The sequence below is a fragment of the Burkholderia catarinensis genome, assembly GCF_001883705.2.
In the GTDB taxonomy this organism is placed as follows: Bacteria; Pseudomonadota; Gammaproteobacteria; order Burkholderiales; family Burkholderiaceae; genus Burkholderia; species Burkholderia catarinensis.
In genome coordinates this window covers 42,300-53,727 of record NZ_MDEQ02000039.1, presented here as the reverse complement: position 1 = coordinate 53,727, position 11,428 = coordinate 42,300, and the positions used below count along the sequence as shown (strand labels likewise).

Genomic DNA, 11,428 nt, shown 5'->3' with positions numbered 1-11,428 from the left:
GCCTTCGGGAAGCGCCCGGCTGTTGAACACGCGAAACGTGTTGCCGGCGAAACGGAACGCGTCACCCTCGCGCTTCAGGTCACGGCCCTTCAGCGGCACCCAGCCCAGCGATTTCCTGCCGCGATAGCGCAGGCAGGGCCGACGGTGCTGACTGCGCGACTTCGCATATTGCTCGCACGTCGCGTTGATCGTGCCGGAGTGGATGCCGAGCGCCTTGCTGCTCCCCGTCGTCAGCACGTTCAGATCGAATCCCGTCGGCCACTTCTTGCTCCACTTGAGCGCGTGCTTCTGCGTGTCATTGCAGAAGTTCCAGACGTAGTTCACCGCACGGCTCTGCGTGTTGAGCAGTCCGTTGAGCGACTTCACGCGGTAGCGGTAGACAAGGATCATGCCGGTCATCCTAACCCGTGGAAGAAGCTGCCTGTCAACAGCACGCCTTTCCTTCCCGCCATCAATGGCGGGGTTTCTCGGAGCAAATTCTGATGAATCGCCCGCGGGGGGAAAACGGAGGAAGTATGCCGCGGGAAGCCGGTCAGCTCAGCAGCACGATGTTGCCGGGCAGGCGCGTGATGTGCGCGCCATACAGGCGGCCGACCATGTCGATCACGTCGTCGAGCCGCGTGATCGGAAACTGCGCCTGCATCCGGTTCGCGCCGAGCGATGCGCTGCGCAGGATGACCCTGCCGCGCCGGTAGCGATTGATCTCGTCGACGACCTCCGCGAGCGGCACGCCGTTGAACACCAGCATGCCGCGCCGCCATGCGCTGACCGCGCCCGGATCGATCCGCGACACCGGTTGCACGCCGCGATCGTCGTACAAGACCTGATCGTCGGCGTTCAGCGTGCGCGCACCGCGCGGATGCTCGAGCGCGACCGTGCCGGACAGGCAGGTCACGCAGACCTGCGCACCCGTGCGCCGCACGTTGAAGCGCGCGACGCTCGCCTGCATGCGGCCGCCGCCCGCGACCACGATGACCGGCTGGATCGGCGTCGCGCGGTCGGCCGGCGGCGCGGCCGCGTCGATCTCCGCTTCGCCCGCGACGACTTCGATGCCGTGCGCGGCATCGTTCACGGCCAGCACGTCGAGACGCGTCTGCGTATTCAGTTCCACCGTCACGCGCGACGACAGCGCGACGCTGCGCTGCTCGCCGGTGCCCGTATGATAGTCGGCCGCCAGTTCGCCGAGCGACGGCCACAACTGCATCGGCGGGCGCAGCGCGAGCCACGACGCGCCGGCCGCGACCGCGAAGCCGACGAACGCGCGCCGCCCGGTGCGCATCGTGCGCTCGCGCTTCGCAATGTTTGCCCAGGCAGCGGCCGTGCGCTCCTCGTGCGCGAGTTCGGTCGCGGCCGTGCGCAGCGAACTCCAGGTGCCGCGCAGCAGCTCGGCCGCTTGCGGACGATCGGCGCACCAGCGCTCGAACGCGTCGGCTTCGGCCTGGCTCGCGTTCCCCGAGCGCAGACGCAGCAGCCACGCACTCGCTTCGTCGAGTTCGTCGTGGGCAGGTTCGGCCTGGGCTTTCGTCATCGTCCGGATGCTCAAAATTTGCGCGGGCCGCCTCGCGAACCCGTGTACGAATCACCGTCTTCTTCCTGCATGCGCTGCAGGCAGTACTTCATCGCCGCGCTCAGCTCGCTTTCGACGAGCCGCAGCGAAATGCCGAACTGCTCGGCGATCTCGCGATTCAGCAGGCCGTCCACGCGGGCGGCCAGCAGGATCGCGCGACGCCGCGGCGGCAGGCCGCGCAGCACGTCCTTCAGTGTCTCGACCTTGCGGCGCGCCGTGACGATGCGCTCGGGATCGGCCAGTTCGTCGGGCATCTCGAGCAGCGTCTCGACATCGTCGTCGTGCAGATGCCGTCGTTCGCGGCGATGCTGGTCGATCGCGACATTGTTCGCCATCCCGAGTATATAGGCGTCCGCATTCGTCACCTGCGTGGAGACGTTCGCGTTCTCGAGGCGCAGCCAGGTTTCGTGCAGCGCGTCGGCGGCGCCGTCCTTCGACCCCGTCACGCGCTCGAGGCGCCTGACCAGATACGCATAGCGCGCCGCCAGCAGCTTCCTGAGCCCGGTGCGGTTGCTGTCGGTCATCGCGGCCTAGCCTCGAACGGCCGGCTGCGGCGCCGGACAGCGGAAATGCACGCCGCTGCCGGCCGGCCGCAACAGGATCGTGACCGGCTGCGGCAGATCCGCCGGCGGCGCGTCGTCCAGCTTCAGCGCGCGCAGCGCGCGCATCACCGCCGCGTCGCGGGCGGCCGAACCGCTCGATGCCACCATGTTGACCGCCACCACCGCCCCCCTGTTGTCGATGCGCACCTGCGCGACGAGTCGATAACTGCCCGGCACCGCCGCCGGCTGCGCGCACAGCGCGTCGATCAGATGCGCCTGCAGCAGGCCCGCGAACGCGCGCCGATCGCCGGAATCGCCGATCCCGTCGATCGGCAGCGCGGCATCCACCGGCGTGTCAGCCGGAGCGGGCGCCATTTCGGCGGCCGGTTGCGAGACGATGATCGCTTCGTCCGGACGCGAGAATTCCGCACGCAACCCCGTTCCGGCCAGCATCCGCTCGAGCGCGTCGCGCGGCGCGAATTCGCCCTGGACCGGTGCACTCGTGCGCCCGTCGAGCAGCGGCGCCGGCGCCAGCACGATCAGCTCGGTCAGCCGCGCGAAGTCCTGCAAGGTCTTCGCGAGCGGTTGCGCGGGCAGATCGAAGTGCGCCACGCTGCCTGGCTGACGCCCGATGGAACCGGTCTCCTGCGCGTGCGCGCCGCGCATGCACAGCGCGATGAACGCAAGCCACGCGACGAGCGCCAGGACACCGGTCGGCGCCCGTGAACGAGTCATGAATTCCTGGACGGAAGTGGAGTTGCACGCTGCATGCCGGCACGCGCCCCCCCGTGAGCGGTTCCGTCGCAGGCGAACGACAGATTGTGAGCGGGCACTGTGACAGTCAGGTGAAGCGTGCAGCGAAGCGATTCAATACGTTGCGATTCCTTCGCGTACGACGTGCTTACGGAACCGTTTGCGGTTGCAGCATCGCCGACACGGTCGTTACGCCCGGCTTGCCGTCCGCGCTTGCGTGTGCGCTCACGACGCGGACGTGGTGCGTCTGGCGCATGCGGTCGAGCCAGTCCATCCATGCCGCGAACGGCACGCCTTTGGCGTCCACCTGGATGCCTTCGCCGAGCACCGCGACTTGCGCTTTCGCGATGCCGGACTGCGCGAGCGCTGCGGCAAGCGCATCCCGCAGCGCAGCACCGGTCGGCGCCCGGATCGCGGCGGCCGGGCGAAGGCGCCGCGCTTCCGCCAGTTGTGCGTCCGCGCCGGCCACCTGGCCCCGCAACGCGGGCAGGCTCGCCGCAATGCGTGTGCGGCCGGTGTAGGCGGGTTCCCATAGCACGTTGTAGACAAGCGCCGCGAGCATCGCCGCGCCACCGGCTGCCAGCAGCGCGCGCTCGCGCGGCGAACGGCCGTCGAGCCACTGCGTCAGCGCGGCGCGGGCCGCTTCGAACCGAGCATCCATTTCGCGTCCTCCTGGTTGACGGTGGCCCCCTGCGCCTGCAAGCGTCCGCGAAAACCTTCTCCGTCGATCGCGGTGCCGGGCCGGAATGCAACGGCCAGCGTGCCGTCGCGATAGTCGAGCGTCGCGATCGCATCGGACGGGATCGGGCCGAGCGCGCGCGACAGCGCCGCCGCCAGCACGAGGTAATCGTCCGGGCGCAGCTCGCCTGCCGCCGTGCGCAATCGTTCGAGCCCGGTTCGCATCTGCATCGGCGGGTCGAGCATCACGGTCGTGCCGGGAAAAGCGGCTTTAACGCGGTCTGTCAGTTGCGCGTTCAGCGCGTCCTGGCGGTGACGAAGCTGGAACCATTGCACATTGATCGTCGCGATCGCGACGACGGCCGATGCGATCGCAAGACCGACCGGCACGCGCCAACGCCGCCACCCGCCGCCGCCGGTGCGCGTGTTACGGGCGAATTCGAACTGGCACAGATCGAACGGGCAAGCGAGCGCGCCGCGCGCAAGCGCTTCCCACGGCAGCGTCAGTGCGGCGAGCGGGAAGGCCGAATGCCGGTAGCGGCCTTCACGAAGGACCGACGCGGTTATCGCACCGGAATCGCCGTTGCCGCGCCGGCCGCTTTCGACGCCCTGCTCGACGACGGCGGATTCCGTCGCATCGTGCGCGCTCACAACCAGCGCATGCACGCGAACGGCATCGCGCTTCGACAACTCCGCGATCGCGACGTCCAGCCCAGCGGCATGCGTTTCGAAACCGAACCCCGATGCCCCACGCTTGACGGCCAGTTCGAGCCGTTGCGGATCGTTCCCGGCTTCGCACTCGACGTCGACCGCATCCCCTGCATCGCAGGATGCCGGCGGACAGACGATCAGGACATCCGCTTCGCCGTTCATGACTGCCGTCGCGTCGTTGCCTTCGTCGCTGTCCGGCGTCGCACGCACGGCTTGCGCGCCGTTCGCTTCCGGCGCGGCGCCGTGCTTGTGCGCATCCGCCGGTTCGTCATCGCGCACCGGCATGCAATGAATCAGCGGCACCGCGCGCACGCGCCGATGGCCGGCCGCGCCGAGCCAGTCGATCACGTCGCCGAACCGGGCGCGTTCGACGACCGCCAGCGGCCGCACGGTGTTGCCGCTCGTTGCCGGACCGACCGCGACGTGGCTCTGCTGCGCGTCGCCGATCAGATACTCCTCGACTGCGTGCGGCAGCACGCGCCGCAGCTTCGCACCGGTGACGGGCGGCAGGCTCACGTCGACGAGCAGCGTGTCGCGCGCGGCGATCACGAGCACGATCGCGGCGGCCTTCGGCCATGCATCGCGATTCGCATGGCCCGCACGCAGCAGTTGCCCGCGCCAGTCGAACAACGCATACGGCATCGCGACGACGGCCCAGCGCCGCGCGTCGAACGTAGAGATCGAAGGGAGCAGCACGATCAGGCTCGACATCGTGCCTCCCGCGGTGGCCGCCAGCCGCTCATGGCCGGCGCACGACGAAGTTGCCGATGCCCGTGCCGACGACAGCCATCCGCACGTCGCCGGACCACAGCGTGATCGTCACCGGCACGTCGATGCTTTCGCTGCCGAGCACGATACGCGACGGCGCTTCACCGCCGCCGGTGTAACGCACGGACACGCCCGTCACCTCGGTGCCCCAGCGGCGCGCACGATACAGGTCGTCCGTCATCGGTGCCCACGCGCCGCTTTCCGTGCGCTGCACGAAGCGATAGCCGCCGCCCACCGGCTGCCACGCGATCGGCATCGACCGCACCTGCGCTTCGTCGCCGGCCGATTCGAGCAGGTTCGCCAGGCGCTGCGCCTCCTCCGCCAGATCGGTGCGGCGATTGCGCGACGGCGCGAGCGTCACCATCGCGACCAGCAGCCCGGCGATCACGAGCACGACCAGCATCTCCAGCAGCGTGAAGCCTGCCGTGCGACGCGCAACGAACGGGCGCCGCATGTTCCGGTGCATGAAGGTCATCCCGTTACTGCCACGAACCGATGTCCGCATCGTTCCCCTCGCCGCCCGGCTTGCCGTCCGCGCCATAGCTGAACACGTCGATCGCGCCGTGCGCGCCCGGGTTCAGGTATTGATAGGCGTTGCCCCACGGATCCTTCGGCAACCGCTCCAGATAGCCGCCGTCCTTCCAGTTGTTCGGCACCGGATCGGTGGTCGGCTTCTGGATCAGCGCAGCGAGCCCCTGCTCCTGCGACGGATACCGGCCGTTGTCGAGGCGATACAGGTTCAGCGACTGCATCATCGTGCCGATGTCCTGCTTCGCGGCGATGCGGCGCGCCTCGTCGGGGCGGCTCATGATCTTCGGCACGATCAGCGCCGCGAGAATCCCGAGGATCGCGACGACCACCATGATCTCGATCAGCGTGAAGCCGCGTTGCGTGCGACGGCGCGCATTGTCATGCAGCCGGCCTGCGTGCAACGTTCGAGCTTCTTCGTGGCGCGTCATCATGCATTCACCCTTGCGTCAAAGAATGGAAACCGTTCCCTGTTCATCGAACCGATCCGTCGCCATGAAACCGCTCGCCCTGCTCCGCACCATTCCGTTCCGCATCGATCTGCTGCCGTTCGTCGCGACCGTCGCCGCCGGCGCGGCGCTCGTCGCCGTCTCGCTGTGGGCCGCACACGTGCTAAGCGCGCCCGATGCATCGACGCCGGCTCGCCCCGCACCGCCCGCGCCGTTCGACGTCACGGCCAGCGCACAGCTCTTTGGCGCAAAACCCGACGACGGCCGCGATGCGATCCAGTTGCTCGGCGTGCTCGCGTTCGACGCGCGCCGAGCAGCCGCGATCGTCAGCGTCGGCGGCGAAACGTCGCGCGTCGTATCGCTCGGCTCGGCGATCGGCGAAGCCGCGAAACTCGCCGAAGTGCGCGCACGCTCGATCGTCGTCGACCGCAACGGCCTGCAACGCGAGATCGCGCTGCCCGCCACGGAGAAGGCCAACGCGTTCGTGCGCTGAGCCGCGCATCACTGCACCATGTTGTTCAGCTCGATGATCGGCATCATCACCGCAAGCACGATCACGAGCACCACGCCGCCCATCGCGAGGATCAGCAGCGGTTCCAGCAAGCTCGTCAGGAACATCGTGCGGCGCTCCAGCTCGCGCGATTCGCCTTCGGATGCGCGGTCGAGCATCGTCGTCACGTCGCCGGTCGCCTCGCCCGAGCGGATCAGGTGCACGAGCACCGGCGGGAACGTCTTCGTATGGGCCAGCGCACGCGACAGCGCCGAGCCTTCGCGAACGCGCACGATCGCATCGTCGACGTTCGCGCTCATCGCACGGTTCGACAGCGTCTCGCCGGCCGCCTGCAACGCGCGCAGGATCGGCACGCCGGCCGCCGTCAGGATGCCGAGCGTGCTCGCGAAGCGCACCGTGTTGTAGCCGCGCACGAGCTTGCCCGCGAGCGGCGCGGTCAGCAGCCAGTGATCGAACCTGAGCCGCGGCCCTTCCTGCGACAGCACCTTGCGGATTGCAAAGACGATCGCGACCGTCGCCAGCAGAGCCGCCCACCACCAGTGCCGCACGAAATCGGACAACGCCATCATCACGACCGTCAGCGTCGGCAACTGCTGCTTCGTGCTGGTGAACACGTTCGCCACCTGCGGCACCACGTAGCTCAGCAGGAACGTGACGATGCCGAACGCGATCAGCGTGACGATCCCCGGATACGTGAACGCCAGCAGGATCTTCTGCTTCAGCGCGTTGCTCTGCTCGATGTAGTCCGCGAGACGCGACAGCACGACGCCGAGCTTGCCCGTGTGCTCGCCCGCCGCGACGAGCGCGCGGTAGATCTCCGGAAAATCGCGCGGATGCTCTGTCAGCGCATTCGCAAACGAATGGCCGCCGACGATTTCCGCGCGAATCGACGCCATCAGTTCGCGCACGTATTCGCGCTCGGCCTGCTCGCTCAGCACCGACAGCGCTTCGTCGAGCGGCAGCCCCGCGACCAGCAGGCTCGCGAGCTGGCGCGTGATGATCGCCTGCTCGCGCTGCGACAGCTTGCGGCCGAGCGACAGCCGTTGATGACGTTCGCCGTGCAGACGCTGCGCGGCCAGTTCGACGACGAGCGGCGTGAGGCCTTGCGTGCGCAGCTGGCTGCGGCCGGAGCGCGCGCTGTCGGCTTCGAGCACGCCTTTCAGCGTGCGGCCGGTGAGATCGATCGCTTCGTAGCGGAATGCCGACATGTCAGTGCCCTCGTGTCACGCGTTCGACTTGTTTCGGCGACGTCGTGCAATGCACCGGATGGAGTCGCTGGGGAAGACTAAGGAGCGAACCGGCGCAAATTTGTGACGGATGTTGGGCTACCTTTTTGGCGGGGTTTATTACCGGGCGGCGTTATTCTTATATCGTAAAAACGATTTCATTTTTATCGGACCGTCGAATTATTCAGACATTAACAACGAGATTATTTATCGAACCTTGATAACCGACATAATTCCATCGATGGAAGAAATACATCGTGTGAGCAGATAGTCATCGACGTCCGGAATGTTCCGTAACATCCGCCACAAAACCGCCTCGAAATTGCGCTAGCCCCGTTGCGGATCTCGCCTGACTCAGACGGCTCGCACCGTGCTCCGTACGGGCTGCGAGACGCGGTGCGCCGACACGGCTCCTTGTGCAATCCCGATATCTGGGCATTCCGGCCTGCTCCGAATAGCGGCTGAATCGCCGCTTTATCAACCCGATAAATGCAATTATTTATTCGACAAAATGTTACGCACCATTCGTTATGAAAAATTCACACGCTTCATACGGATTTCCACCTACATTTACCCGGCGGTCCATAAGCATTCCAACCGCAGTAGCAGGGGTTCCCGTTTATCTTCGTCCAAGGAAATTTCTCATGAAATCCAGCAAGCGCAAGATCTGTCAAGTCCTCGCTCTTCTCGTTTCCGGCCTGGGCGCCACGGCCGCGATGGCCGCGGACATCCACGGCGGCGGTTCGTCGCTCGTCGCCCCGACCATCGGCGCGATCGGTATCGCGAACACCGAAATCAATCTGTTCGGCACCGCCCAAGGCTCGTTCACGTACTACTCGGTTGGCTCGGGTGCCGGCCAGAACGCGTTCCTGAACAACCAGCCGACGTATTTCGGCTCGACGGTCACGGGCACGGTCCACTTCGCGAACAGCGATGCGGCCCTGTCGACCGCCCAGCTCACGTCGTACAAGGCCGGCCTCGGCACGACCAACGGCCCGCTGATCCAGATCCCTTACGTCGTCACGCCGATCACGGTGCCGGTCGTCCACGGCCCGGCCGTGACGAGCACGACGACCCCGCAAACGACGCCGGGTCAAGCGCATAGCATCGCGCTGAACGACGACGATCTGTGCGGCATCTTCTCGGGCCGCATCACCGACTGGGCCGGCACGAGCGGCGTCAACTCCGTCATCAATCCGCAAACGGGCTCGGCATATACGACGACCAGCACACCGATCAAGGTCGTTTATCGTTCGGACGGCAGCGGCACGACCGAATTGCTGACGCGCCACCTGGCCGCTGTCTGTACGACGACCAACACGGCTCCGGGTGTGACGTTCGTCGACTCGCTGACGTTCACGGCATCGTTCCCGGGCGGCGTCGTGCCGGCGAACTTCGTTGCAGCATCGGGTAGTGGTGGTGTGCGCAACGCGGTGGCGAGCCTCTCGTCGGCCGGTACGGCAGCCTTCGCATACCTGAGCCCGGACTACACGAACACGTTCCTCGCCCCGTCGAGCACGGTCGTGACGTCGGCCGGTGCGCTGCAACTGCCGGTGGCGAGCCTCGTGAACGCGAAGAATGGTGCTTACTACGCGCCGAACTACACGAATGCGTCGACTGCACTGGGCTCGGTCACGCCGCCGGCGACCAAGCTTGCCGCCTCGAATCAGGCAAACTGGGTTCCGAATGCCGGCAACCCGGCTTCCGGCTATCCGGTTTCCGGCACGAGCCAGATCATCCTGAGCCAGTGCTATGCTGATTCGACGGTGAAGACGGCCGTTCACGACTTCCTGAACGCCCACTTCACGAACGCCAGCTTCGCGTCGATCGTTCACGGCAACGGCTTCGACACGGTTCCGTCGAACTACCAGACGGCCATCTCGAACGACTTCCTGAGCAACGCAAGCACGTGGAACCTCGATATCGGCAACGCGAGCGTCTGCACGGGCACGGTGACTGGCCGTTAAGCGATCTTCGGGCTGATTTTCTGCCCGACACGACTACGCCCTTGGGAAACCAAGGGCGTTTTTTATCGTCCGTCGCATACGTGAATTGGCCGGAAGTTCGCTTTGGCGTGAATTTACCTTGGATCTTTGATTTATCTCATAAATCAATGCAATCCGGTCAATCACTAAAACGTTCCGTGCTTCACGTTATGAAAAATTCACACGCGCCTTGCGAATCTTCACTTACCGTCGCTCGGCGTCGCATTTCGACCGTATCCGCAGGATTCACATTTATCTCCACTCAAGGGAATTCTCATGAAGTCCAGCAAGCGCAAGATCTATCAGGTCCTCGCTCTTCTCAGTTCGGGCATGGGAACCACAGCCGCGATGGCTGCGGGCCCGCTCGTTCAAGGCGGCGGTTCGATACTCGTCGCACCAATAATCGGTGCGACCGGCAACACCACGACCGAAATCGGCCTGTTCGGCACCGCCGAAGCAACGTTCATGTACTATTCAGCCGGCCCGCTCGCCGGCCAGATCGCGTTCCTAAACAATCAACCGGCAAACCTCAGCGCGAATCTCACAGGCACGGTCGATTTTGGGAACAGCGACGTATCACTGTCGACAGCCGGGATCGCTTCGTACCAGACTGGCCTCGGTACGACCAACGGCCCGCTGATCCAGATTCCGTACATCGTTACGCCGATCGCGATTTCGGTCGTCAATGGCCCAACCGTAACCAGCACGACGACGCCACAAACGACGCCGAATCAGGCACACAGCATCGCACTGAATGACGATGATCTCTGCGGTATCTTCTCTGGCAAACTCACGGACTGGAACCAGGTGACCAACCCCGAAACAGGCTCGGCCTACGCGCTGAACGCTCCGATCACGGTTCTCTATCCTCCCTTCGGTCCTGAAACCAGGAGATTGTCCCGGCATCTGGCTGCCGTCTGTACACCGTCCAATACAGCGTCGGGCGTCACATTCACAGAGACGCCATCGCTCTCGACTTCGTTCCCGAAGGGCGTCCCGGCCAATTTCGTAAGCGTGACTACCAGTAGCGGCGTGCGCAACGCACTTTTATCATCCTCGGGCGCTGCGGTCGCGTACCTGAGCCCGGACGATACGAACACGTTCCTGGCTCCGTTGAGCACGGTCGCGGCAGCATCGGGCGCGGAGCAACTGCAGGTGGCAAGCCTCGTGAACACGATCGACGGAAAGTATTACGCGCCGACGTACACGAATGCGGCAATGGCTCTCGGTACCGCCGCGGCGCCGAACAATAAGATTGCCGCCTCCGACCCGGTAGCCTGGGTGCCGAACATCGGAAATCCGGCCGCCGGCTATCCAGTTGTCGGCACGAGCCAGATCATCCTGAGCCAGTGCTACAAGGATCCCAACGTCACGAAAGCGCTGCATGACTTCCTGAACGACCACTACACGAACACCAGCTTCGCATCGATTGTTCACGGCAACGGTTTCGGCACGATTCCATCGAACTTCCAGACGGCCATTTCAAGCGACTTCCTAAGCAATACGAGCGGCTACAACCTCGACATCGGCAACACAAGCGTCTGCGCCGGCACAGTTACTGGTCGTTAAGCGGTCTTCTAGCCGCTTTTCCCCTCCGCAACTCCACCCATGGGTCGCCATGGACGTAGCAATTAGTACGCGAAATCGCGACTATCGGCACATGTATCACGCAACACCGTCGCGAAACGCCATAAGAGCGAGCCGCAGGTC

11 protein-coding genes and 1 pseudogene are annotated in these 11,428 nt (G+C 65.3%); 3 read left to right on the top strand and 9 right to left on the bottom strand.

The window, feature by feature from the left end:
- From BFF94_RS34845 to gspG, 8 genes and pseudogenes are all read right to left on the bottom strand, one after another.
- Window positions 1–390, bottom strand: a pseudogene (locus BFF94_RS34845) (RNA-guided endonuclease InsQ/TnpB family protein); the annotation flags it as partial.
- A 142-nt stretch (window positions 391–532) separates the two neighbouring features.
- Window positions 533–1,528 (bottom strand): FecR family protein, encoded by a 996-nt coding sequence (locus BFF94_RS34840; protein ID WP_219140374.1) that lies wholly within the window; start codon window positions 1,526–1,528, stop codon window positions 533–535.
- A gap of 11 nt (window positions 1,529–1,539) precedes the next feature.
- Window positions 1,540–2,091, bottom strand: coding sequence for an RNA polymerase sigma factor (locus tag BFF94_RS34835; RefSeq protein WP_128845375.1), 552 nt, complete (start codon window positions 2,089–2,091; stop codon window positions 1,540–1,542).
- Window positions 2,092–2,097: 6 nt separating this feature from the next.
- Window positions 2,098–2,844, bottom strand: a complete 747-nt coding sequence (locus tag BFF94_RS34830; RefSeq protein ID WP_128845378.1) for a secretin and TonB N-terminal domain-containing protein — start codon at window positions 2,842–2,844, stop codon at window positions 2,098–2,100.
- A gap of 166 nt (window positions 2,845–3,010) precedes the next feature.
- A complete protein-coding gene (locus BFF94_RS34825) occupies window positions 3,011–3,523 on the bottom strand; it encodes a type II secretion system protein M (protein ID WP_128845379.1) in 513 nt (170 codons plus the stop codon).
- Window positions 3,487–4,962: a type II secretion system protein GspL gene (gene gspL / locus BFF94_RS34820; protein WP_219140373.1), complete on the bottom strand. Its 1,476-nt coding sequence runs from the start codon at window positions 4,960–4,962 to the stop codon at window positions 3,487–3,489. The genes BFF94_RS34825 and gspL overlap by 37 nt, the downstream gene beginning before the upstream one ends.
- Window positions 4,963–4,990: 28 nt before the next feature.
- On the bottom strand, window positions 4,991–5,485 hold the full coding sequence (locus BFF94_RS34815) for a GspH/FimT family pseudopilin (protein ID WP_246637482.1): 495 nt from the start codon (window positions 5,483–5,485) through the stop codon (window positions 4,991–4,993).
- A 13-nt stretch (window positions 5,486–5,498) separates the two neighbouring features.
- Window positions 5,499–5,978, bottom strand: coding sequence for a type II secretion system major pseudopilin GspG (gene gspG, locus BFF94_RS34810; RefSeq protein WP_372454365.1), 480 nt, complete (start codon window positions 5,976–5,978; stop codon window positions 5,499–5,501).
- Between the two features lie 64 nt (window positions 5,979–6,042).
- On the opposite strand from gspG, the gene BFF94_RS34805 reads away from it, so the two are divergent.
- Window positions 6,043–6,489 carry a type II secretion system protein N gene (locus tag BFF94_RS34805; RefSeq protein ID WP_128845387.1) on the top strand — a complete coding sequence of 149 codons (447 nt, stop codon included), beginning with the start codon at window positions 6,043–6,045 and terminating at the stop codon, window positions 6,487–6,489.
- An 8-nt stretch (window positions 6,490–6,497) separates the two neighbouring features.
- Here BFF94_RS34805 and gspF read toward each other — a convergent pair whose 3' ends face one another.
- Window positions 6,498–7,715, bottom strand: coding sequence for a type II secretion system inner membrane protein GspF (gene gspF / locus BFF94_RS34800; protein ID WP_219140372.1), 1,218 nt, complete (start codon window positions 7,713–7,715; stop codon window positions 6,498–6,500).
- A gap of 662 nt (window positions 7,716–8,377) precedes the next feature.
- On the opposite strand from gspF, the gene BFF94_RS34795 reads away from it, so the two are divergent.
- Window positions 8,378–9,700 (top strand): substrate-binding domain-containing protein, encoded by a 1,323-nt coding sequence (locus BFF94_RS34795; protein ID WP_128841425.1) that lies wholly within the window; start codon window positions 8,378–8,380, stop codon window positions 9,698–9,700.
- 294 nt (window positions 9,701–9,994) lie between these two features.
- Complete coding sequence (locus BFF94_RS34790) at window positions 9,995–11,287, top strand: substrate-binding domain-containing protein (RefSeq protein WP_128841424.1); 1,293 nt, start codon at window positions 9,995–9,997, stop codon at window positions 11,285–11,287.
- Window positions 11,288–11,428: the final 141 nt, after the last annotated feature.